The sequence below is a fragment of the Roseicitreum antarcticum genome (assembly GCF_014681765.1).
In the GTDB taxonomy this organism is placed as follows: Bacteria; Pseudomonadota; Alphaproteobacteria; order Rhodobacterales; family Rhodobacteraceae; genus Roseicitreum; species Roseicitreum antarcticum.
In genome coordinates this window covers 1746883-1769847 of sequence record NZ_CP061498.1, presented here as the reverse complement: position 1 = coordinate 1769847, position 22965 = coordinate 1746883, and the positions used below count along the sequence as shown (strand labels likewise).

General features: G+C 61.0%; 22 protein-coding genes, 2 tRNA genes, 2 pseudogenes and 1 other annotated feature. Of the genes and pseudogenes, 8 read left to right on the top strand and 18 right to left on the bottom strand.

What is annotated here, in order from left to right; genetic code table 11:
* Positions 1 to 346: 346 nt before the first annotated feature.
* Together H9529_RS08425 and H9529_RS08420 are read left to right on the top strand one after the other, a co-directional pair.
* Entirely contained in the window at positions 347 to 595 is a 249-nt protein-coding gene (locus tag H9529_RS08425; RefSeq protein ID WP_092892932.1) for a helix-turn-helix domain-containing protein, read from the top strand.
* Position 596: 1 nt separating this feature from the next.
* Entirely contained in the window at positions 597 to 1244 is a 648-nt protein-coding gene (locus H9529_RS08420) for a HipA N-terminal domain-containing protein (protein WP_223814095.1), read from the top strand.
* A gap of 121 nt (positions 1245 to 1365) precedes the next feature.
* Here the strand turns inward: H9529_RS08420 and H9529_RS20685 are convergent, their stop codons facing one another.
* Complete coding sequence (locus H9529_RS20685; protein WP_223814341.1) at positions 1366 to 1527, bottom strand: hypothetical protein; 162 nt, start codon at positions 1525 to 1527, stop codon at positions 1366 to 1368.
* An 84-nt stretch (positions 1528 to 1611) separates the two neighbouring features.
* Between H9529_RS20685 and H9529_RS08410 the strand changes: the two genes are divergently transcribed.
* A complete protein-coding gene (locus tag H9529_RS08410; RefSeq protein WP_223814340.1) occupies positions 1612 to 1995 on the top strand; it encodes a HipA domain-containing protein in 384 nt (127 codons plus the stop codon).
* Positions 1996 to 1998: 3 nt separating this feature from the next.
* Here the strand turns inward: H9529_RS08410 and H9529_RS08405 are convergent.
* A pseudogene (locus tag H9529_RS08405) lies at positions 1999 to 3124 on the bottom strand (IS3 family transposase).
* Positions 3125 to 3176: 52 nt separating this feature from the next.
* Between H9529_RS08405 and H9529_RS08400 the strand changes: the two are divergent.
* On the top strand, positions 3177 to 4112 hold the full coding sequence (locus H9529_RS08400; RefSeq protein ID WP_092891459.1) for a HipA domain-containing protein: 936 nt from the start codon (positions 3177 to 3179) through the stop codon (positions 4110 to 4112).
* Positions 4113 to 4204: 92 nt separating this feature from the next.
* On the opposite strand, the gene H9529_RS08395 is transcribed toward H9529_RS08400, so the two are convergent.
* The 7 genes and pseudogenes from H9529_RS08395 to H9529_RS08365 form a co-directional block, all read right to left on the bottom strand.
* Positions 4205 to 4510: an integrase core domain-containing protein gene (locus H9529_RS08395; RefSeq protein ID WP_223814339.1), complete on the bottom strand. Its 306-nt coding sequence runs from the start codon at positions 4508 to 4510 to the stop codon at positions 4205 to 4207.
* A gap of 78 nt (positions 4511 to 4588) precedes the next feature.
* Complete coding sequence (gene istB / locus H9529_RS08390; RefSeq protein ID WP_223814338.1) at positions 4589 to 5371, bottom strand: IS21-like element helper ATPase IstB; 783 nt, start codon at positions 5369 to 5371, stop codon at positions 4589 to 4591.
* A gap of 44 nt (positions 5372 to 5415) precedes the next feature.
* Positions 5416 to 6641 (bottom strand): annotated as a pseudogene (istA, locus tag H9529_RS08385) (IS21 family transposase).
* 114 nt (positions 6642 to 6755) lie between these two features.
* On the bottom strand, positions 6756 to 7316 hold the full coding sequence (locus H9529_RS08380) for a DDE-type integrase/transposase/recombinase (RefSeq protein WP_223814337.1): 561 nt from the start codon (positions 7314 to 7316) through the stop codon (positions 6756 to 6758).
* Positions 7313 to 7630, bottom strand: a complete 318-nt coding sequence (locus tag H9529_RS08375) for a DUF1153 domain-containing protein (protein ID WP_092887185.1) — start codon at positions 7628 to 7630, stop codon at positions 7313 to 7315. Before H9529_RS08375 ends, H9529_RS08380 begins: the two co-directional genes overlap by 4 nt.
* A gap of 109 nt (positions 7631 to 7739) precedes the next feature.
* Complete coding sequence (locus tag H9529_RS08370) at positions 7740 to 8279, bottom strand: helix-turn-helix domain-containing protein (RefSeq protein ID WP_092887188.1); 540 nt, start codon at positions 8277 to 8279, stop codon at positions 7740 to 7742.
* Between the two features lie 302 nt (positions 8280 to 8581).
* A tRNA-Arg gene (locus tag H9529_RS08365) sits at positions 8582 to 8658 on the bottom strand.
* 138 nt (positions 8659 to 8796) lie between these two features.
* Between H9529_RS08365 and H9529_RS08360 the strand changes: the two genes are divergently transcribed.
* From H9529_RS08360 to fghA, 3 genes are all read left to right on the top strand, one after another.
* Positions 8797 to 9828: a LacI family DNA-binding transcriptional regulator gene (locus tag H9529_RS08360; RefSeq protein WP_256327035.1), complete on the top strand. Its 1032-nt coding sequence runs from the start codon at positions 8797 to 8799 to the stop codon at positions 9826 to 9828.
* Between the two features lie 235 nt (positions 9829 to 10063).
* Complete coding sequence (locus tag H9529_RS08355; protein ID WP_092887194.1) at positions 10064 to 11194, top strand: S-(hydroxymethyl)glutathione dehydrogenase/class III alcohol dehydrogenase; 1131 nt, start codon at positions 10064 to 10066, stop codon at positions 11192 to 11194.
* Between the two features lie 11 nt (positions 11195 to 11205).
* Positions 11206 to 12039, top strand: coding sequence for an S-formylglutathione hydrolase (gene fghA / locus H9529_RS08350; RefSeq protein WP_092887197.1), 834 nt, complete (start codon positions 11206 to 11208; stop codon positions 12037 to 12039).
* Positions 12040 to 12086: 47 nt separating this feature from the next.
* Here fghA and H9529_RS08345 read toward each other — a convergent pair whose 3' ends face one another.
* Together H9529_RS08345 and H9529_RS08340 are read right to left on the bottom strand one after the other, a co-directional pair.
* Positions 12087 to 13406 carry a replication-associated recombination protein A gene (locus H9529_RS08345; RefSeq protein WP_092887200.1) on the bottom strand — a complete coding sequence of 440 codons (1320 nt, stop codon included), beginning with the start codon at positions 13404 to 13406 and terminating at the stop codon, positions 12087 to 12089.
* A 40-nt stretch (positions 13407 to 13446) separates the two neighbouring features.
* Positions 13447 to 14808, bottom strand: coding sequence for a trypsin-like peptidase domain-containing protein (locus H9529_RS08340; protein WP_223814361.1), 1362 nt, complete (start codon positions 14806 to 14808; stop codon positions 13447 to 13449).
* A 327-nt stretch (positions 14809 to 15135) separates the two neighbouring features.
* On the opposite strand from H9529_RS08340, the gene H9529_RS08335 reads away from it, so the two are divergent.
* Positions 15136 to 15212, top strand: a tRNA-Met gene (locus H9529_RS08335).
* A gap of 41 nt (positions 15213 to 15253) precedes the next feature.
* Here the strand turns inward: H9529_RS08335 and H9529_RS08330 are convergent.
* The 7 genes from H9529_RS08330 to H9529_RS08300 all read right to left on the bottom strand — a co-directional run bounded on the left by H9529_RS08330 (position 15254) and on the right by H9529_RS08300 (position 22941).
* The gene (locus tag H9529_RS08330; protein WP_092887203.1) at positions 15254 to 15793 is read right to left on the bottom strand and encodes an ABC transporter ATP-binding protein; all 540 of its coding nucleotides are present in this window, start codon (positions 15791 to 15793) and stop codon (positions 15254 to 15256) included.
* A 198-nt stretch (positions 15794 to 15991) separates the two neighbouring features.
* On the bottom strand, positions 15992 to 17143 hold the full coding sequence (gene dnaJ / locus H9529_RS08325; RefSeq protein ID WP_092887209.1) for a molecular chaperone DnaJ: 1152 nt from the start codon (positions 17141 to 17143) through the stop codon (positions 15992 to 15994).
* 74 nt (positions 17144 to 17217) lie between these two features.
* The gene (gene dnaK, locus H9529_RS08320; RefSeq protein WP_092887211.1) at positions 17218 to 19131 is read right to left on the bottom strand and encodes a molecular chaperone DnaK; all 1914 of its coding nucleotides are present in this window, start codon (positions 19129 to 19131) and stop codon (positions 17218 to 17220) included.
* A 228-nt stretch (positions 19132 to 19359) separates the two neighbouring features.
* On the bottom strand, positions 19360 to 20217 hold the full coding sequence (locus H9529_RS08315; protein WP_092887214.1) for a universal stress protein: 858 nt from the start codon (positions 20215 to 20217) through the stop codon (positions 19360 to 19362).
* An 11-nt stretch (positions 20218 to 20228) separates the two neighbouring features.
* On the bottom strand, positions 20229 to 21713 hold the full coding sequence (locus H9529_RS08310; RefSeq protein ID WP_092888135.1) for a SulP family inorganic anion transporter: 1485 nt from the start codon (positions 21711 to 21713) through the stop codon (positions 20229 to 20231).
* A gap of 17 nt (positions 21714 to 21730) precedes the next feature.
* Positions 21731 to 21783: a sequence feature (sul1 is cis-regulatory element that is thought to sense ions involved in sulfur or methionine metabolism; They are found in Alphaproteobacteria), on the bottom strand.
* Positions 21784 to 22072: 289 nt separating this feature from the next.
* Positions 22073 to 22288 (bottom strand): Trm112 family protein, encoded by a 216-nt coding sequence (locus H9529_RS08305; protein WP_397544902.1) that lies wholly within the window; start codon positions 22286 to 22288, stop codon positions 22073 to 22075.
* 11 nt (positions 22289 to 22299) lie between these two features.
* Positions 22300 to 22941 (bottom strand): LON peptidase substrate-binding domain-containing protein, encoded by a 642-nt coding sequence (locus H9529_RS08300; protein ID WP_092887217.1) that lies wholly within the window; start codon positions 22939 to 22941, stop codon positions 22300 to 22302.
* Positions 22942 to 22965 lie beyond the last annotated feature (24 nt).

The following is a 22965-nucleotide window of genomic DNA, read 5'->3' as shown; positions in this document are numbered from 1 at the left end:
AAATTATTTTGATGCGTTTTCGGGCCGCGCGCAAGGGGCGCCATTCGTCACACAGCGTCCGATTTCGTAGTCGGGCTCGACGCCGACTTGCGGCGCCGCAGAAACTCACGCCAGAGTCGGTTGACCTGAATGTCAGCTTCCGCCTTCTGGGGCCAACGTGCTCGCCACCGGGGCGAATGACCGGAATCCGCCCTTTGTGACGTCGATATCTCAACGTAACGCTGCAGGATCCATGAACCTAGGGCGCAAGCCCTCGAATCGGTGACTATAGCCCAAGGGCTATTAGGCGGGACGATAGTTCATAAGCGATATTGACATATTATCGCTGTGGAGCTATCAAGGCGCCATGACAAACACCCCCGCACACCCCATCCGAAGCCTTCGCCAAGCCGGAGCGGTTCTGCGCGCACGGCGGGCCGCGCAGAAGATCAGCCAGAAGCAGCTGGGCGAAATGACTGGCACCGCGCAGTCGACGATTTCCGACATCGAGAACGGCGTCGTTTCGGTGAGCCTCGATGTCTATCTGCGTCTCCTCGAAGCGCTTGGCGCTGAACTGTCAGCGACAGACCGTCTGGCTGACCGGGGCACCATCTAAGATGACGCGCGTTACCCGCGTCTGTCGCCGCACACGCCAAAGCACGACCGCTGTCTGGTATGAAACAGCTAAGGTCGGCACCCTGACGCGGGCGACGGATGGCGCAATCAGCTTCACATACGAACCTACCTGGCTCGCGTCCGAGGCCGCCTTTCCGGTAGCCAGCGCCCTGCCGCTGTCCAAGGTCAGCTGGCAGGGCGACCCCGTCGTCGCGGCCTTCGACAACCTGCTGCCGGATGCGGAGGGCGAGCTGCGTGAGAAGATCGCTGCGCGAGTCGGGGCACAGGGCAAGGATGTGTTCTCGCTGCTTTCGGTCTTGGGGCGCGATTGCGTCGGGGCACTTCAGTTTCTGCCGATGGATGCAGTCCCAGCGGGACAGGACATGCAGTATCGCATCATCTCGGAAGAGGAGATGGTCGCTGATCTGAAGAACCTCGCCGCTGCACCGCTCGCCCTGGGTGAAGACGATGATTTCAGAATCTCTATCGCAGGTGCGCAGGAGAAGACGGCCTATTTGCGTATCGACGGCCAATGGGCCAACCCTGCTAACGCCTTGTCGACCTCGCGCGTCATCGCGGCAACCCAGAAACCGAAATCAGCGCCCCTGAAATCAGAGACGCCGCATGAAATCGGCGGACAACTACTTTGACAAACACCGTGGGGCTGCGGTCGCGAATCCAGTCGACCAGCCGGGCGTGATGATCCGCCTGCACGGCCTCTGCCGTTTCGCGCTCGGCCTCTAACTTTTCGAGGAAAGGCCGCCAGCGCCGCTACTGGAACCAGTTGTCGGCGAAACAGACCTTGGAGCGGGTGAAGCCTTGGCTCGCGGTGGCGTAGGCCTGCACGGCGCGCAGCAGGTCGTCGGGGTCACCAGACACCTTGGCGATTTCTTCAAGCTGCGAATAGGCCCAGATCTGGCCGCCCGACCTCATTCGCTACCGAATCCTACTTTCGTCGCTGGTGGGCTGTCGGTGCCTTCGGCTGCCGCGATTGCAGCTATCAGCGTGTTTTCGGCCATGTCCGACATCTCGTATCCTTCGCCGACCGTGACGATTTCCGAAGCGAGCCTAAGTGAATTCAGCACAGAAGGCGTGTTTATCGGGAGCTATGACGGCCCGGGGCGCGGTGATATTGAGAACAATTTTGAAGAATATCTCGCGCGCTTGTTTGCAAACTCGCAGACACCGCGCCTCTCTGGTGTGCAGATCAAGGCTCCGATGTTTCTTGACCCAAAGGGACGCCTTATTCCCAGCACGCTAGAGCCCTTCACGCATATACTAAAACCTGCCGGCACAAGTGGATTTCAGGCCCTACCGGTTATCGAGTATTTGTCGATGACCTTGGGGCAGGCTGCCGGACTTGAAGCTCCTGGTCTGCCCCCAACGAGTGGTCCAGTTTGAATGTTAGTGCATGGTTGGCCTTTGGTCTATTGGGACGATGCTTTTGGGCGCTGGTGGACGGTATCCCAGAGCGCTGTGTGGTCTGACGGTGTTGTAATGGCGACGCCATCGCTCGATCAGGATTTGGGCCTCGCGCAGCGATGAGAAGACCTCGCCGTTCAGCAACTCGTCCCGAAATCGGGCGTTGAAGCTCTCGCAGTAGCCGTTTTCCCATGGCGATCCAGGCGCAATGAAGGCAGTTTTGGCACCCACCGCGCCGATCCAGGCGCGCACCTTCTTGGCGATGAATTCTGCGCCATTGTCTGACCTTATGTATTCCGGCGGACCGCGCAGGATGAACAGGTCAGTCAAGGCGTCGACCACGTCGACGGAATTGAGCTTGCGTTTGACACGGATCACCAGAGCCTCCTTCGTGAACTCGTCGATGATGTTGAGCGTGCGGAAGATCCGCCGTCATGGGTTCGATCCTGGACGAAGTCATAGGACCAGACATGGTTCGGACGCTCCGGTCGCAGCCGAACACACGACCCATCGTTCAGCCAGAGCCGACCCTTCTTGGGTTGTTTTTGCGGGACTTTCAGCCCCTCCCGCCGCCAGATCCGTTCGACGCGCTTGTGATTTACATGCCAGCCGCTGTTGTTCAGCATTCCGGTAATCATGCGATATCCATAGCGTCCGAACTCTTCTGTCAGTGCGATGATGTCATCGGTCAGCCGTTCTTCGTCCGGCAGGCCGAGAGGCACCTTGCGCTGTGTCGAGCGATGCTGACCCAATGTGCGACAAACCCGGCGCTCTGATAAGCTGAGAGTCTGCCGCACATGGTCGATACATCGACGGCGGCGGGAAGGGCTTAAAAGTTTCCCCGTGCAGCCTCGGTCAGGATCACCTTGTCCAGCGTCAGATCCGACACGGCACGCCTAAGCCGGGTATTCTCAGTCTCCAGCTCCTTCAGCCGTTTGAGCTGATCTCGACTCATGCCACCATACTCTTTGCGCCATCGATAATAGGTCGGTTGTGTCACGCCGATCTGTCGAACGGCATCAGCAATCGAACGTCCTTGCCCTTGCAGCACTTCAACCTGCCGCAGCTTCAGCACGATCTCTTCGGAGTTGTCTCGCTTTCCTGCCATCTCTGGTCCTCCTGAAATGGGATAATACTATCCCAGTTGGTGGACCACTTCAGTGGGGGCACTCCAAGAAGGCGTGTTTATCGGGAGCTATGACGGCCCGGGGCGCGGTGATATTGAGAACAATTTTGAAGAATATCTCGCGCGCTTGTTTGCAAACTCGCAGACACCGCGCCTCTCTGGTGTGCAGATCAAGGCTCCGATGTTTCTTGACCCAAAGGGACGCCTTATTCCCAGCACGCTAGAGCCCTTCACGCATATACTAAAACCTGCCGGCACAAGTGGATTTCAGGCCCTACCGGTTATCGAGTATTTGTCGATGACCTTGGGGCAGGCTGCCGGACTTGAAGCTCCGACCATCGCATTGATGGGCATGCCGGACGGTATGCCGCCGGCGTTGATTGTGGAACGCTTTGACATCCGTAGCAGTGCTGATGATCATCGACGTATTGCGCTCGAAGACATCTGCTCTGTTCTTGATTTGCCCCCTGAAGCCAAATATGATAACACGATTGAGCGGTTCGCGCGCGCCGTGCGTCCGCTTTCCACCGCGCCCGAGGAAGACCTGACGGTCATATCGAGGCGCGCGCTGTTTGCTTGGCTCATTGCCGATGGTGACATGCATCTTAAAAACCTTGCCCTACTTAAGATAGCAGCGCCTGGAGCAGACACGTTTGAGAGCGTGAGGATGGCGCCGGTCTATGATGCGGTGACGACCCGCGTATTCCCAAGGCTGGAGCATGATCGCATGGCGCTCAAGCTGAATGGCAAGGATGACCGGTTGCGGCGCGCTGACTTCCTACGCCTCGCCGCGACCGCCGGGAGACCGGCACGTACTGCCAATGCCGCTATAGACGAGCTTATCGAAAGGTTTGCCGCCGGGCTCGATCAGATCATCGTGCCGGATGTGCCGAACCTTGAAGCGGAGATGACGGCGGAGGCCGAGCAGATGCTGGAGTTGTGCCGCGAGCGGCTTGCGGCTTGGCGCTAAGTCTTTCACATCATGCGTAGCAAAAATGCAAGAAGGCAGTCTGCGCCACGGTCACACAAGTCCGTGTATCGACCCAGCGAAATCTGCACAGGTTAGGCCGCTAATTCGAATGTCGCGGCGGGGGTTTTCATGGCGAGCGCTTGATGTGGGCGCTCGTAGTTGCAGAACTGGATCCAGTCGCCCATGGCGCGCGTCGCGTGCTGGATGCTGTCGAAGCGTTGGCGATGAACACACTGCTCCTTCAGTGTCCTGATCACGCGCTCGACCATGCCATTCTGTTGCGGGCAATGTGGCGTGATGAACTCCTGTTTCAGGCCATAGCTGCGGACCAGCGCAGTGTATTTCCGACTTGTAAAGACCAGCCCGTTGTCGGACCTGAGAAGGAACTCGTGTGGCACTGTCAACGCCGTTTGAACTTTCCCCAAAAGTGCCGAAGTAAAATTCCCCACTCTGGCGGGTCCGGTAATCAGCCGGGTTTACGGATTGGCGGCCTCGTTCTTGGGTGAGCGACCGCGTCGCTTTGGTGGCGGTGTAATGCGGGCGTTTGCACGGACATGGTCAGGGACAAGGTCCGCGTGGCTGCGTAGCCTGTAGCTGGCCCCTTCGATCTGGACGACGACAGCGTGGTGCAGGAGCCGGTCGAGGAGCGCGGTGGCGACGACGGGATCGCCAAAGACTTCGCCCCATTCGGCAAAGCTACGGTTTGAGGTTAAGATCATCGCACCCTTTTCGTAGCGGGCATTGACGAGTTGGAAGAACAGATTGGCGCCGCCACGGCTGATCGGCAAATACCCGATTTCGTCGACGATCAGCAGTGAAGAGCGCGTGTAGAAGCGGATCTTTTCGGCGAGCTCGCCTTGGCGTTCAGCTTTGGTTAGAGCATCGATCAACTCGGCCAGTGAAGCACGGTAGACCTGACGGCCGGCCTTCACCGCCGCAACGCCAAGTGCGGTGGCCAGATGACTTTTCCCGGTGCCCGGTGGCCCGAGAAAGTGAACGACCTCGGCGCGCCGGACGAAGTCGAGCTGTGCCAGTGCTGCAATACGCTCACGGTCGAGAGACGGCTGGAAGCTGAAGTCGAAGCTCTCGAGCGTTTTGACGGGCAACAGCTTCGATGTGCGCAAAGCGATATCGATCCGTCGGGTCTCGCGGGTCGCATATTCCTCGCTCAGCAGCGCGTCGATCGCCTCGATGGCCGTGACCTCACCCCTTTCGAGCCGCTGAACAATATGATCCAGCGCCTCCAGCGCGCGCGGCATTTTTCAACCGACCAGTGCATCCTGGATTCTGTCGAGATACGCGGTCATGATCGCGCTCCCTCGGCCGCGAGACGTCGCCCACGGCATCGTAGAAGGTCAGAGATCTGAGTGGGACACCAGTCGTTTGAGAGACGGGTCGCCGGACCGGTGGCGCCTTGCGATGCGCAGGATCGACACGGCGCTGGTTCTTGCCCTCCAGAACCGGGTGCGGGCGATCATCACACCTGCTCGAAGATGCGGACCTCGTCAGTGTGGTTCTGAACCTCGACCACACGTTTGCGGGTCGTATCCGGAACGCTGTAGTAATTCCGTCGACCGAGACCATGCCTTCGTGGCTGACCCGGCGCTCGATTGTCAGCACAGCACTGTAAGGGATATGCGGCAGTATCTTCAGGCACGGCCGCTCTTCATCGAAGGCTTCGTTCACGATCCGCCTTGTTGTCGCATGGACCCGGGTTGGCAACGCCTGTCCGCCAGCTGTCGAACTGGGCATTCAGATCAGCAAGGTTCCTGAAGGTCCGGGCCAGGAAAAAATCCTGACGGATGTAGCGGAAAGGACGTTCGACCTTTCCCTTCGTTTTGGCCCGATACGGCCGACAGGCCCGCGGCACCGCGCCGTAATGGTTCAGCAACGCCACAAGAGAGGCATTGTAGGTGATCACACCGGCCTCGTCTTCGCCAATTACTGCAGTCTTCATCCGGTCGTAGAGGATTTCCTCCGGCACACCGTCCATGGCTGCAAAGGCGGCAATGTGGCAGCGCATCACCGACTGCAGGTTCTGGCTCGCGACAAAGCTGCCCCAGAGCCAGCGGCTGTGTCCCAGGTTCAGCGAGAACAGCCATACTTTGCGCGTGACACCGGGCTCGTCGGTGAACTCAACCGCAAACTCAGCGAAGTCGACCTGCGCCTGTCGGCCCGGCGGCGTCTCGAACCGGCGCTCGAACTGTGTGCGTGCCGGCGGACGCACCTCCCGGAGAAGATCGGTCACCGCCGTGTAGCCGCCAGCGTAGCCCAGCTCCCTGATCTCCCTCAGCAGACGCGCGCCGGAAAGGCCGGGAAAGGTAAGGACACGTTCACGCAGATACCCTCAAACGGGTCAAGCAGCCGATCGCGTGGCTGGCGCGGGCCATACGTCGGCCCCTCCAAACCAAGCTCAAGATACTTCCGCACGGTCTTGCGGTCGCACCCGACCTTCCGCGCAATCGAAGTCACGCTCAGCCCTTGTTTCTTCAAATCATGGATCATGATGATCTCCCTCAGTCCCTGCACCTGTTTGCCCCCATTGCTCTGCTATGGGCATCAGGCCAGCTTCCCGCGGCGCCGCCAATTTCCGGATATATGAAGTCCGGAAATCGGCATCGCCGCTCGCGTATCGGGGAATTTTCAAACGGCGATTTTGGGGAGATTACGTCCGGCAGTTACAGGCACTTTGCCGAGCGTGCCGAACCGGCTGATCAGCGCATGCTCCAGTGCGCTGGCAGCGGTGGTCGCCTTTCCCGATCGTGACAGATGCCAGCCCAGAAGCTCGCGCGTGTGACAGTCGATGACCAAGGCCAGCGTGGTCCAGCCATCGCGTCCCGCCCAGACCCGGCAGAGATCCGTCGACCAACGCTCATTGGGCGCCGCTGCAACGGACGGCACAGCTTCAATCCGCGGCCGCATGCCGATCGGGCGCTTGCGCACCTGCCAGCCCTTGATCTGGAAGATGCGCTGCACCGTGTTTTTATTGAAGCCGAGAAGCCAGGCCACGGTGCGGTAGCCGAAGGACGGCTCCTTTTCGATCATGGCCTTGATCGGCTCTGCCAAGCGGGGATCGACCTTGGGCGCGGCCTTGGTCGGCGTGTAGTAAAGCGTTCGTCGCGGCACGCCAAACCAGGCGCATAGCTTGGTAAGCGGCACCGCGATCCCGTCCGCCAGCAGGCCCTCATGGAGCGTCCGGATCAATTGCCGTCCTCCCGCTCCATGAGGGCCTGGAACTTTTTTCGAGCGCGCAGCTCCAGCATCGCCTCACCGTAGGCTTCTTGAAGGTCCTTCAGCTGCTTCTCATACTGCTCGCGGATATCAAGCGGATTGGCCCGCAGCGCGTTCTCCATGCACTTCTTCGCGTCGTCGATCCAACCCTCGATCTCCGAGGGCGAAAGGTCGAACGACCGGCTGGCCTCGGCAACCGTCGTCTTGCCTTGCATGATCTCGACCACAAGGGCCATTTTCCGCTTCGCCGTCCACCGTTTGATGCTCTCGTCCATCGTCACACTCATTGCTACCTTCTCCTTTATAGCATGAGCAGATTTTCAGTGGGTCGATACATCCGGCCTGAAGATGCCTCATCGCAGCGCCCAATGGCATGGTCAGGGTCCGCTTGGGCCGCTAGTGGATGCAACCAAGATAATTCTCGCCAAATCGTTTCATGGCCGCGTTGGAAATATTTTCGTTTGTGCTGTCGTCGATGAACAAACTCGCTCGTTCCTGTTCATCTTTGAGGTCGACCGCAGCCAATCGAGACAACCGCAACTTGTTTGACAACTCGCACGCCCGATTGATGACAGGAGCGAGATTGATCCCGCCCGCTCGCATGATCAATCCATCTTCGGATCGCCGCCCGTACCTGCGCCCATTGGCGAGGCTGGCTTTCAGAATAATTCCACACCTCCGAAGACGCGTCTCGATCCGATGAATCGTGCGGGGACTGAAGCCCAACTCGACCGCCATTTTTGCTACAGATGTCCAAGCTGCGCAAATCCGGCCCGCAACAAAGTCGGTGCGCTTCACACGTCGGAAAACCCAACGAAGGTAGGTGATATCCTGATCGATCAGACCAAGCTCGGATTTCAGGCTTTCAATAAGCTCCAAAAGTGCGAATGGCTGCATCTCCTCCGGCAAGCCCTGATGTGTTGTGGTTGCGCTCATGTCGCCACCCCCATCACTGGACAGGATAATTGATTGCCGATTGCCTTGACGCCCACATTTAAGGTACTGTGTATTTGAAGGCAGGACGCTTTCGTATCTGATTTAATCCCGGTTTCGGTTGCCGCCGGACGGGGATTTTTCATTTCAAGTTGTCGTCGGATTCCTCCGCCCATTGGATTGGGCTGTACGGGTTTTGTACCGGTGTTCTTTACATGTTTCCGTACAGAAGCCGTAAAATCCCGCATGAACCAGCAAAGCGACTTGCGTAAGATCTCGCAATACTCTGATTTTATTGAGTTAAGTGGTGACCCCGATTGGATTCGAACCAATAACCTGCCCCTTAGGAGGGGGCTGCTCTATCCAGTTGAGCTACGGGGCCTTGTGAGCGATGGCGCATACTGCGCCCGGCAATACCGGCTTTCTGTCGCAGTGTCACGATTGATATTTCGCGCCTCTTGGCCTTCCCGGGAAAGCCTTGTAAGGGTTGTCAGCCGTCAATCACACAGCAGGTTGCACCTTGGCCCATTATCATCCGCCGTATAGTCGTCGCCCCTTGACCCTGCGTGATGTGTCTGAGGCCAGTGGTGTCAGTGAAATGACCGTAAGTCGGGTGTTGCGCAACCGCACCGATGTCTCGGCGGCGACGCGCGACAAGGTGCTGTCGGCGGCGAAGCGGTTGGGATACGTGCCCAACAAGATCGCGGGCGCACTGGCCTCGCAGCGGGTTAACCTTGTCGCTGTCATCATACCTTCGTTGTCGAATATGGTCTTCCCCGAGGTCTTGCGCGGCATCTCTGACGGGTTGCAGGACACCGCATTGCAGCCGGTTTTCGGGGTCACCGAATACTCGGCTGAACGCGAAGAGAGCGTGCTCTATGAAATGCTTTCCTGGCGTCCGTCAGGCGTCATTTTGGCGGGGTTGGAGCATTCTGATGCCGCGCGGGCCATGCTGGTCAATTCAGGTATTCCGATTGTCGAGATCATGGATGTCGACGGTGCGGCGATCGACTCGGTCGTGGGGATTTCGCATCGTGCGGCGGGGCGGCAGATGGCGGCGGCGATCCTGACAGCGGGCTATCGGCGCATCGGGTTTCTGGGAACCAAGATGCCCGACGATCATCGCGCCCGCAAACGGCTTGAAGGGTTCAACGAGGTCTTGTCGAAGGCTGGTGTGTCGCTGATCGACGCCGAATATTACGCGGGTGGCTCGGCACTGCTGAAGGGGCGAGAGATGACGCAGGCGATCCTGTCGCGTACCCCTGACCTGGATTTCCTGTATTACTCAAATGACATGATCGGCGCGGGTGGGCTTTTGTGGTGCCTGGAGCACGGCATCGATGTGCCGGGCAAGCTGGGGCTGGCGGGGTTCAACGGGGTTGAGCTACTGGACGGTCTGCCGATCCGGCTGGCAACGATGGATGCCTGTCGGCGTCAGATCGGCAGCCGCGCGGCGTCGATTGTCGCGGCGGCCACGGCAGACACGGGCGGGGGGGTGCGGATAGAGCTGACACCAAAGCTTGATCCCGGGGCCACGATCCGCTTGGGCTGAGAGGGCTAAGCGCAAACGCCGCCCGGGTTTGGGTCTCAAACTGGGTACCGCACCGGAAAGGTCGCTTTGTGCGTGTCGGCATGTGTGGGCCATCGCGGCCGACCGCGAGCTCGGTCGGATGCAACCGTTAAGGGGTGATAATTGTCGCCCCCCTCTTGCAGCCGACCCTTTCCCGGCGGATGCTGGGCACATCGGGATGGAACGCGCCCCGCGGCGCTACAGAAGGAAGACAGCCATGAGAACACGCGCAGCCGTTGCACTGGAAGCCGGTAAACCCCTGGAGGTGATGGAGGTCAATCTGGAAAGCCCCCGCGCCGGTGAGGTTCTGGTGGAAATCAAGGCCACCGGTATCTGCCACACCGATGAATTCACGCGATCGGGCGCCGACCCCGAAGGGCTGTTTCCTGCCATCCTGGGCCATGAAGGCGCCGGTATTGTTCTGGAAGTGGGCGAAGGGGTGACCACCCTGAAGCCCGGCGACCATGTCATCCCGCTTTACACGCCTGAGTGCCGGGAGTGCTATTCCTGCCTGTCGGGCAAGACCAACCTGTGCACGGCGATCCGCAACACCCAGGGTCAGGGTCTGATGCCTGACGGGACCACGCGGTTCTCCATGCTGGATGGCACACCGATCTACCACTACATGGGCTGTTCGACCTTCGCCAACCATACTGTCATGCCGGAAATAGCGCTGGCCAAGGTGCGCGATGACGCCCCTTTCGAGAAGATCTGCTACATTGGCTGCGGTGTGACCACCGGCATCGGTGCGGTCATCAATACCGCAGGGGTCGAGATCGGCTCGACCGCAGCGGTGTTTGGACTCGGTGGCATTGGACTGAACGTCATTCAGGGCCTGCGTATGGCGGGGGCTGACATGATCATCGGCGTCGATCTGAATGACGCCAAAGAGGACATGGCGCGCAAGTTCGGGATGACGCATTTCGTCAATCCCTCCAAGATCGAGGGCAGCGTGGTGCAGGAGATCGTGAATCTGACCAAACGCGGAAATGATCACATCGGCGGCGTGGACTATAGTTTCGACGCTACTGGCAATGTGAAGGTCATGCGCGACGCGTTGGAATGTTCGCATCGCGGCTGGGGCGTTTCGGTCATCATCGGGGTCGCACCTGCGGGGGCCGAGATTTCCACGCGGCCCTTCCAGTTGGTCACGGGGCGGGTCTGGAAAGGCACAGCCTTCGGCGGGGCCAAGGGCCGCACCGATGTGCCGAAATTCGTGAACTGGTACATGGATGGCAAGATCGAAATCGACCCGATGATCACGCACACCCTTACCCTTGATGAGATCAACACCGGCTTCGACCTGATGCATGCCGGGGAATCCATCCGCGCTGTCGTGGTCTATTAAGGGTGGCTGCAATGGAAATCATATCGGAAAATCGAGCCTTTGGCGGCGTGCAGGGGGTGTATCGCCATGCCTCTGCCGCCACGGGCGGTGATATGACCTTTGGGCTGTTCCTGCCGCCGCAGGCAGCGAAGAGCAAGGTGCCGGTGTTGTGGTACCTCTCGGGTCTCACATGCACGCATGAAAATGCGATGGTGAAGGCTGGCGCGCAGGCCCATGCCGCACAGAACGGGCTGGCGCTGATTTTCCCCGACACCTCGCCGCGCGGCGACGGGGTTGCGGATGATGATGCATTCGACATGGGGCAGGGCGCGGGCTTTTATGTCAACGCGACGCAGGCACCTTGGGCCCCGCACTTTCGTATGTGGGACTATGTGACCGAAGATCTGCCCGCGCTGGTCTTCGACCATTTCTCACTCGATGCGGCGCGGCAGGCGATTACCGGGCACTCCATGGGCGGCCATGGCGCACTGACGATGGCGATGGGCTGCGGCGATCGCTTCGCCTCGGCCTCGGCCTTCGCGCCGATCGCGCATCCGACGGGCAGCGACTGGGGGCGCAAGCAACTGGCTGGTTATCTGGGCGATGCCCCCGCCACATGGGCGCGCCATGATGCCAGCATCCAGATGCGCGAGACGGGGTTCAATGGTCCGGTGTTGGTTGATCAGGGCGGCGCAGATCAGTTCCTGGACCTGTTGATGCCCGAACGTTTGGCCGACGCGATGGCCGCGCGACGGCAGGCGGGCACGTTCCGCATGCAGCCGGGCTATGACCACAGCTATTTCTTCGTCGCCAGCTTCATGCGCGATCATGTGCAGTTCCATGCCGAAGCGCTGCGCGCGCGCTGACGCGCAATGCCGCTGCACGGGGGGCGCGCGCCCGTGCAGCGCGCGCCTCAGCTGCCCTGCCGCTTGGCGCGCAGCCGCTCAAAGAACTCCAGCCGCTTTTTCAAGTCCCGCTCGAACCCGCGTTCCAGCGGCAGGTAAAGCGCGGGGCGCTTCACCCCATCGGGGAAATAGTTCTGTCCGGAAAATCCATCCTCGGCATCATGGTCATAGGCATAGCCCGCGCCATAGCCCTGATCTTTCATCATGCCAGTGGGCGCATTCAGGATGTGCTTTGGCGGCATCGCGGATCCGGTTTTGCGGGCCAGCGCTTGCGCGGCCTTCCACGCCACATAGCCAGCGTTGGATTTCGGGGCCAGCGCCAGATAGATCACCGCCTGTGCCAGCGCCAGTTCCCCTTCGGGTGAGCCGAGGCGCTCATAGGTTTGCCATGCCTCCAGGCAGACGGCCTGTGCATTGGTGTCGGCCAGCCCGATATCCTCGACCGCCATGCGGGTCAGGCGGCGCGCCAGATAGCGCGGGTCTTCGCCCCCGGCAAACATCCGCGCCATCCAGTAAAGGGCGGCATCTGGGTCCGAGCCGCGCACCGATTTGTGCAGCGCCGAGATCAGGTTGTAATGCTCATCGCCGGATTTGTCGTATTTCGCCGCGCGACGCATCAACCGGGTAGCCAGACCGTCGGGGGTCATCGGGTCGCCCGCGGGCCAACCCATCACCTGTTCGATCAGGTTGAGAAGCGCGCGCCCGTCGCCATCTGCCATTTCCAGCAAGGCATCGCGGGCGGCTGCGGTCAGGGGCAGGGGGCGGCCCATATCCCCTTCGGCGCGCTGTGCCAGATGCTCCAGATCCGCCAGTTCCAGCCGGTGGAGCACGATCACCTGTGCACGGCTCAGAAGTGCGGCGTTTAGCTCGAATGAGGGATTCTCAGTCGTGGCGCCGACCAGCACGATAGTGCCGTCTTCCATATAGGGCAGAAATCCGTCCTGCTGCGATTTGTTGAAGCGGTGGATCTCATCCACAAACAGAAGCGTCCCTGTGCCATTGCCCTGCCGGTGGCGCGCCTGCTCAAACAGCTTCTTCAACTCGGCCACGCCGGTGAAGATCGCGCTGATCTGCACGAAATGCAGGTCGGTCAGGTCGGCCAGCAGGCGCGCGATGGTTGTCTTACCCACGCCTGGTGGCCCCCACAGGATCAGCGACGACAGCTGCCCCGCCGCCACCATCGCGCCCAGTGGGCCGGTGTCGGCCAGCACATGCGCCTGCCCGATGACATCTGTCAGCGCCTGCGGGCGCAGGCGGTCGGCCAGCGGACGCTGGGCAGAGGGTTTGGCCGCAGCGGCGGTAGCGGTGGAGTCGAACAGGTCTGCCATGCCGCGCACGCTACGCCGGTTCGGAGGGCGGTGAAAGGGGTCAGATGCGGAACCGCAGCGCCAGCTTGCGGCCTTCGCGCATCACCTCGACCAGCCAGTTGCGGGTGGGCTCCTGCGCGGCGCGCGCCACATCGGCGGTGTTGGAAACCCGGGTCGTGTTGATCTGCAAGATCAGGTCGCCCGCGCGCAGCCCCGCCCGCGCGGCCCAGTCCCGCGCGTCCGCGACAACGACGCCGCTGGAATCCAGTGGCAGGTTCATCTCGGTGATCACGCCTGGGTTGACCTGCGCGACCTGCAGTCCGCGCAGCGCCACCGGGGCTGTGATGCTGATCGCGTTGCGCGGGGGGGCTTCGGGCGGCGCGGCAAGGGCGACTTCGGCGCTCAGTGTCTCGCCGTCACGCAGATAGGTCAGTGCGGCGCGCGCGTCGATGCCCTGCACCGACAGGCGGAACATCATCTCGGGCGCTGTGTTGACGGGGGCGCCATCCACCGCCAGCACGATGTCGCCCGGCTGCATCCCGGCGGCGACCAGCGGGCTTTGGGGATGCATCTGCGAAATGGCGACACCGCGCGGGGCAGACAGCCCGAAAGCCTCGGCCAGTGTGGCATCGACCGCCTGCGCGCTGATCCCGGCCCAGGGGCGGGTGAACCGCTCCCGTCCGGCCTGCGCCTGCGCCACCACCTGCGCCACCAGGTTGGCCGGAATGGCAAAGCCGATCCCCACCGACCCGCCGCTTTGCGTGATTATCGCGGTGTTGATGCCCAAGAGATCGCCGTTCAAATCCACCAGCGCGCCGCCGGAGTTACCGGGGTTGATCGCGGCATCCGTCTGGATGAAATATCCCCGCCCGCTGCCCACGCCGATGCCCGACCGCGCCATTGCCGATACAATGCCGCCAGACACCGTCTGCCCCACGCCGAAAGGGTTGCCGATGGCCAGCACCAGATCGCCGACCTCGACACTGTCGGAATCGCGCAGGGCAAGGGTGGGCAGGCCCGTCGCGCCACGCATTTGCAGCACCGCCAGATCGCTTTCCTCATCCGACAAGATGATGTCGGCATCATATTCATGGCCGTCATTCAGAACCACCCGGATCTCATCCGCGCCGCCGACGACATGGAAGTTTGAGACGACAATACCTTCGGGCGACACGATCACACCCGAGCCAAGAGCATTCTGCGCGCGTGGACCGCTGCGGCCGAAATCTCGGAAGAGGTTGCCGAAAACGGGATCATCCGCGAACGGGTCGCGTCGTTCGGCGATCAGTCTGCGGGCATAGATGCTGACCACGGCAGGGGCGGCGGCCCGCACCACCGGCGCGAAGCTAAGCGTGACTTCCGTACGGTCCTGCGGCACGGCGCGCATCTGTGCCGAAGCTGCGGGCGGGGTGGTATTCCCCATCCCCCCCAGCCAAAGCCCGGCCAGCCCGGCGACAACCAACGCCCCAATCATCAGCCCGATGCGCATGTGATCTTGCCCCGTGTTTGCCGTTCTTCCGCTCAGGATAGGTGAGGACGCCGCTCAACTAAAGACATGACACGTGTTAAATCGGCGTTATCGACGCTGCGGAGCGCGGCGAACGGGAACCGCCTCGGTTCAATTCCCGGGCCACGGTAAAGTCGCCCGCCACGCCTGTGCTTGCCCGCGCAAATCGCGTGCACGGCCTAATGGATTTTGCCGCTTTCAGGCTTGACGCGCCGCAGCGTGTGGCCTATTGCACCCTTCGCTGGCGGTGTAGCTCAGTTGGTTAGAGCAGCGGAATCATAATCCGCGTGTCCGGGGTTCAAGTCCCTGCACCGCCACCATTTTTCCATTATTATAAGAAGTCGTCCGCCGCTGCTGTGCCCTAAGGCACCCAGAAACCGAAATCAGCGCCCCTGAAATCAGAGACGCCGCATGAAATCGGCGGACAACTACTTTGACAAACACCGCCCCCCGACAGGGTGCCGGGCGAGCGGTCCGCCAGATGCCCCAGCCCGACCCGGTCAAGCGCGCGCATCGCGCGTTCGTGCTGCGCGGACCGGCGCAGCTTCTGCATGCGCAGCGGGAACGACACGTTTTCCAATACGGTGAAATGCGGCCAGATCGCATAGTCCTGAAAGACCATGCCGATGCCCCGCTCTTCTGGGGCGCGCGACATTGTGGCACCATCGACGACCCGCTTGCCCGCGATATCCATTTGCCCCGCAGAGGCCTGCAGCAACCCCGCTGCGATGCGCAGCAACGTGGTTTTACCGCAGCCCGAAGGGCCGAGCAGCGCCACAACCTCGCCTGGGGCGAGGTCCAGATTGATACTGTCCAGCACGCGGCTATCCCCGAAGGTCTTCGAGATACCGCGCGCGGTCAGCGCGCCAGCGGTTGGGATAAGGTTCGCATTCTGTGCCATGGGCTGCGATATATGCCCGCCGTGTGACGGTGGTGTGACAATACCGCGCAATGCGTGAAAGGCCCGCGCTTCTTGCCCGTGCGCGTTGGGTGGATCAACAACCCTATGATGATGTCAGGCGGCCTGCGCTGGCCGGACACGGAAAAGCCGCGCGGAAACAACTTCCGCGCGGCTTATATTTCTGTCGGGGCAGGGCGGTCAGCCCTTCATACCATCCCAGAAGCTTTTGACCTTGGTGAAAAAGCTGCTGCCTTCGGGGTTGTTGTGTTCGCTCAGTTTCTCGAACTCTTCCAACAATTCCTTCTGGCGACCGGTCAGGTTGACCGGCGTTTCCACGGCCAATTCGATCATCATGTCGCCGGACCCGGCGCCGCGCAATGCGGGCATGCCCTTGCTGCGCAGCCGCATCTGCTTGCCGGTCTGGCTGCCTGCCGGAACCTTGACGCGCGACCGTCCGCCATCGATGGTTGGTACCTCAACCTCGCCGCCCAGGGCGGCACGGATCAGGCTGACGGGCACGCGACAATGCAGGTTTACGCCGTCGCGCTGAAAGATCGGATGCTCTGCAACCTCGATGAAAATATACAGGTCGCCGGTCGGTCCACCGCGCAAACCCGCTTCCCCCTCGCCCGAAAGGCGGATGCGGGTACCGGTCTCGACGCCCGCCGGGATGTTGACGGAAAGCGAGCGTTCCTTTTCTACCCGTCCCGCACCGCCGCAGGACTTGCACGGATTCTTGACGATCTGGCCGAGCCCGCCGCAGGTTGGACAAGTGCGTTCAACGGTAAAGAACCCCTGCTGCGCCCGGACCTTGCCCATGCCGGAACACGTGGGGCAGGTAACAGGCTCTGCGCCACCTTCTGCGCCGGTGCCGTTGCAGGCATCACAGCCCGAAAGAGTGGGCACGCGAATGGTGTTTTGCGTACCGTTGAACGCGTCTTCCAGCGTGATGCGCATGTTGTAGCGCAGGTCGGACCCGCGCGCCGAGCGTTGCCGCCCGCCGCCACGTCCGCCGCCGACGAAATCGCCAAACAGATCCTCGAACACATCCGAAAATGCGCTGGCGAAATCTGCATTCCCGCCTGGCCCGGGGCGCTGGCCACGCGGGCCACCGCCCATCCCGCCGTCGAATGCCGCATGGCCATAGCGGTCATAGGCGGCCTTGCGTTCGGGGTCTTTCAGGATGTCATGCGCCTCATTCACTTCCTTGAAGCGCGCCTCGGCATTTGGGTTGTCAGCATTGCGGTCGGGGTGAAATTCCTTGGCCTTCTGGCGGTAGGCTTTCTTGATCTCTTCCGGCGAGGCTCCGCGCGCCAACCCCAGCACATCATAGAAGTCTTTTTTTGCCATGTGACGGACCTCGATCTTACATAAGACGGACCGGCCTGAACAATGTCAGGCCGGTCTTCAGGCAGAAATGCCGATTACTTGCGTTTGTCGTCGCCGAGGTCTTCAAAATCGGCGTCCACGATGTCTTCGTCGACACCGCGCTGGCGGTCGCCGTCATCGTCGCCGCCATCAGACGCTTCGGCCTGCGCCTTGTAGATCGCCTCGCCCAGTTTCATCGAGGCTTCGGTCACGTTTTGAACGCCGGATTTGATCTTCGCCGCGTCCGACCCTTCGAGGGTTTCCTGCAAGGCCGAAATCGCCAGTTCGATCGCCTCGACCGTGGTCGGGTCAACCTTGTCTTTATGCTCTTCCAGTGCCTTCTCGGTCGAATGGATCAGCGATTCAGCCTGGTTCTTCGCCTCGACCAGTTCGCGACGCTGTTTGTCGGCGTCGGCATTTTCTTCGGCGTCACGCACCATTTTCTCGATATCAGAATCTGACAAACCGCCCGAGGCCTGAATGGTGATGTTCTGCTCCTTGCCGGTGCCCTTGTCCTTGGCAGACACGGACACGATCCCGTTGGCGTCGATGTCGAAGGTCACTTCGATCTGCGGCATCCCGCGCGGTGCGGGGGGGATGTCTTCCAGATTGAACTGGCCCAGCATCTTGTTGTCGGACGCCATTTCGCGTTCGCCTTGGAATACGCGGATCGTCACGGCGTTCTGATTGTCTTCCGCGGTGCTGAACACCTGGCTCTTTTTGGTCGGAATGGTGGTGTTGCGGTCGATCAGGCGCGTGAACACGCCGCCCAGGGTTTCAATCCCAAGGCTCAGCGGCGTCACGTCCAGCAGGACCACATCTTTTACGTCGCCTTGCAGGACCCCGGCCTGAATAGCCGCACCCAGCGCCACGACTTCATCGGGGTTCACCCCCTTGTGGGGTTCCTTGCCAAAGAACTTGGTAACTTCTTCCATCACCTTGGGCATCCGGGTCATCCCGCCGACCAGAACAACCTCGTCGATGTCGCCTTTGGACAGGCCAGCGTCTTTCAGTGCGGCCTCACAGGGTTTCATCGAGCGTTTGATCAGGTCGCCGACCAGGCTTTCCAGTTTGGCGCGGGTCAGTTTCATTACCATGTGCAGCGGCTGGCCGCTGTTCTTGTCCATGCTGATGAACGGTTGGTTGATTTCGGTTTGCTGGCTGGAGGACAGTTCGATCTTGGCTTTCTCGGCGGCTTCCTTCAGCCGTTGCAGCGCCATCTTGTCCTTCGTCAGGTCGACACCGTTTTCCTTTTTGAACTCATCTGCCAAGTAGTTGACGATGCGCATGTCAAAATCTTCGCCACCAAGGAAGGTGTCGCCGTTGGTCGATTTGACCTCGAACAGGCCGTCGTCGATTTCCAGGATGGTGATGTCGAACGTCCCGCCGCCAAGGTCATAGACCGCGATGGTTTTCGCCTCTTTCTTGTCGAGGCCGTAGGCCAGCGCGGCAGCCGTCGGTTCGTTGATGATGCGCAGCACTTCCAGCCCGGCGATCTTGCCCGCGTCTTTCGTGGCCTGACGCTGGGCGTCGTTGAAATAGGCGGGAACCGTGATGACGGCCTGCGTCACATCTTCGCCAAGGTAGCTTTCAGCGGTTTCCTTCATCTTTTGCAGGATGAAAGCCGAGATCTGGCTGGGCGAGTATTTTTCGCCGCGCACCTGAACCCAAGCGTCGCCGTTGCCGCCGTTCACAACGTCATAGGGGGTGTTTTTCTTGTCTTTCGCCAGATCAGAATCGTCAAACCGGCGGCCGATCAGACGCTTCACGGCGAATACCGTATTCGTCGGGTTGGTCACGGCTTGCCGCTTTGCGGGCTGGCCCACCAGACGTTCGGATTCGGTGAAGCCAACGATCGACGGCGTGGTACGCGCGCCCTCGGCGTTTTCAATCACGCGGGGCTGTGCGCCGTCCATGATGGCGATGCAGGAGTTTGTGGTCCCAAGGTCGATTCCGATAACTTTGCCCATAGTAGCATCCTCTGACTTAAGCGATGTTTAGGCGGGGCAGTCCTGTCAGGCCCCGGCCCGCCAATTGGTGATTTCAGGAAGTATCGCGCTGCTTCCTGTTTCACGGGGTATATAGGTGGGGGGTCCGGACCCTGCAAGCGTCACAGGTTTGTGAAATTCGGGGTTTGTCCGGAAAATTTGTCAAAACGGCCGCTATCTTGCCAGATATGGCGGTGGCGCGGCACACATTTACGGGAAGATCAGCACGGGTACCTGACAACTGCGCATCAACTCCATCGTGGTCGAGCCGATGAACAACTGCCGCAGCCGCGAACTGCCGCTTTTGCCCAGCACCAGCATGTCGACGTCCAGATCCTTGACCGCCTTGGTGATTGTGGCCTCGGCCTCACCTGCCATCAGGTGTTCGGCCACCTCGAACCCCGATTGCCGCAGCCCTTTGGCCGCTGCCGTCAGTTGGTCGCGCACACCGGGCGTAGGGGAACCTACGGCCAGAATATGCGCCTCCATTCCCCTCAGGACAGAGCCTTCGCGCATCCGCTCTACCGCGCGCCCCATCGCCGGAGAGCCGTCGAAAGCCAGCAAGAAGCGCTTCATCGGCCGGAACGCGCGCGCGCTGACCAGCACCGGCCGGTTCGACGTGCGCACCGCCCGGTCAAGGTTGGAGCCCAGGTGCTGGGCCGCGAAATCTGCGCCCTCACCGCGTTTGCCAAGGATCAGGAACCGGGTCTCGGCCTCCAGATCGGTGATCGCGCCGATCAGATCGCCGTTGCGCAGTTTGGTGCTCACCGCGATATCAGCTTGGCTGTGCATCCGCGCAGCCGCGTCATTCAGAAGCGCGCGCCCGCGTTCGCGGCCCAGCGTGGCACGTTCCTCGTCCAGCTTCGCCAGCTTTTCCAGCAGTGCGGTGCGTGCGCCCAGCTTCAGGCTGCCGCTCAGGTCGGTGGGTTGGCTGGACACCTCGTTCCGTCGGCCCAGCACATGCACCAGCGAGATCGGCATGTTCAACTGCTTGGCAGCCCAGACAGCATAATCGCACACACTTTCCGCATATGCAGATCCGTCGATGAAGACTGTGATCTTGTCCATTATGTCCCCCTTCAGTGGGCTTGCAGTTTGTCCATCGCGCCCGGTTTGTCGTGGAGGGCCAGCTTGTCGACAATGGTTTCCGACGCCTCGTTCATGCCGACCAGTTCAACCTTGGTCCCTTCGCGGCGGAACTTCAACACAACCATGTCCACGGCCGCGACGCTGGAAATATCCCAGATATGCGCGGCGGATACGTCGATGATGACTTCATCCAGCGATTCCCTGAAATCAAAGGCCTTGTTGAAATCCTCGACCGAGGCATAGAACAACTGCCCCTCGACCACATAACGGCGCGCGCGCCCGTCTTTGTCCGACACCGAGGTGACGCGGAAAATCTGCGAGATCTTGGACGCAAAGAACACCCCCGACAGCAGAACGCCCGCAGCCACGCCGATGGCCAGGTTATGCGTCAGCACCACCAGCACGACCGTGACCAGCATCACGATACTGGACGACTTCGGATGTGTGCGCAGGTTCTTGATGGAGGACCAAGAAAATGTGCCGATGGAGACCATGATCATCACCGCAACCAGGGCAGCCATCGGCACCGCCGTCACGACATCGCTGACCAGCAAGATCATCGCCAGCAAGCCAACCCCCGCGGTCAGGCAAGACAGCCGCGCCCGCCCCCCGGATTTGACGTTGATGATCGACTGACCGATCATCGCGCAACCCGCCATGCCACCGATGAAGCCGGTGGCGGTGTTGGCGATGCCCTGACCGATGCACTCGCGGTTCTTGTCGCTGGGCGTGTCCGTCAGATCGTCCACAATGGTTGCCGTCATCAGGCTTTCCAGCAGGCCCACGGCGGCCACGGCCAGCGAATAGGGCAGGATGATCATGAAGGTCTCGAACGTCAGCGGGATCTGCGGGATCAGGAACACCGGCAGCGTGTCGGGCAGCGCGCCCATGTCGCCCACGGTGCGCACGTCCCAGCCGGTGAACCAGACCAACACTGTCAGCACGGCAATCGCCACCAGTGGTGCAGGCACGACATTCGTCAACATTGGCAGGCCGTAGATGATGGCCAGCCCCGCCGCGACCAGCGCATAGGTCAGCATGGGCACGCCGATCAGTTCAGGCAGCTGCGCCATGAAGATCAGGATGGCCAGCGCGTTTACAAAACCCGTGATGACCGAGCGCGAGACGAAGCGCATCACGAAGGCCAGTTTGAACACCCCCGCGACGATCTGGATCAGCCCCGCCAGCACAGTCGCGGCCAGCAGGTACTGCAAGCCGTAGTCGCGCACCAGGGTGACCATCAGCACCGCCGTGGCCGCCGTCGCCGCCGAGATCATGCCAGGCCGTCCGCCGACAATCGCCGTCAGCACCGCGATCGAGAACGAGGCATAAAGTCCCACCTTTGGATCAACGCCTGCTATGATCGAAAAGGCAATTGCCTCGGGGATGAGGGCTAGTGCCACGACGATGCCCGCCAGGATTTCCGCCTTTGGATTGCCAATCCAATTGCGCCGCGTTTCTTCTGAAAGGGTCATGTGTGTGTCCCGAAACTGATTGGCCGGGGGATAGGCGCCCGGAAAAGCCACCGGCCAAGGCCAGTCCTGTTCGCGCGGGTCTTCTGCGGTGCAGGGCCCTTTTAGTCAACCCGCCGGGGCAGTTTAAGGCAGGCAAACCCATCGGCAGTGTGACCAGCGCCGGGAAATAGGTCTTCTTTGTCTGTTTTGCGCGTCTCGGCGTCTCAGGATCAGGATTGCCTGCCGACCGCGCATGCCAAACAATCCCAGCTCTGGGTGGACACCAGCCGCACATCGCAAAAACAACCGACAATGCACGGTGCACCGCGCGATGCTAGCCAACATGCGCGGTGAAGCGTCGCCGCGCCGCGCACTTGTGCCTAATCGAGTTCGCGCGCCTCATCCACCAGCATGATGGGGATACCGTTGCGGATGGGGAAGGCCAGATGCGCAGCCTTCGACACCAGTTCCTGTCGCGCCGCGTCATACGATAAACGGCCTTGGGTCACCGGGCAGACCAGTGCCTCCAGCATCGGGGCATCAAAGCCAGGGGCGGACGACGGTGTGTTTTCCCCAAGGTCGGTCAACCCGTCCATCATGCGGTCGGTCATTGCATCATATCCTCATCCCCGCCGCGCAGGGCGAATTCCATCAAGGTGACCAGCGTCTCGCGCCGTGTAGAAAGCGACGGGGCCTCCAACAGGGCCTGCTTGTCCTCGGCGTCGAAGGGGCAAAGCATGGACAGCGAGTTTATCAGCAGCTCATCTTCGGCGTCTTTCAGACTGTCCCAGTCGGTCGAAAGCTCCAGAGCGGTGAAATACCGCGAAAGCAGGTCTAGGAACCAGTCGCGCTTGAACCCGGGGTCGCTTTCGTCATTGCCCAGATCCCGCTCGAACCCGGCCCACGAGATTTCGGCCCGCCGGTAGGGGGTGAAGCCGCTGACCTCGGCCTTCGCCCGGAACCGGCTGGTACCGGTCAGGGTAATCATGTAGCGCCCGTCCTCGGTTTCGGAAAACGCCGTCAGGCGGCCCGCGCAGCCGATGGACTGCAACCGCTTCTCCTGCCCGTCGGGCACCTCACGCTGCTGGATCATGCCGATCAGCCGGTGCGGCGTTTTCATGCAATCCTCGATCATCGCCAGATAGCGTGGCTCGAAGATATGCAGCGGCAACCGAGCGCGCGGCAAAAGCAGCGCGCCGGTCAGGGGAAACACGGGGATCGTTTCCGGAAGGTCTTTGATTTTTGCCATGCCCCAGACCTAGCCCGTAAATGT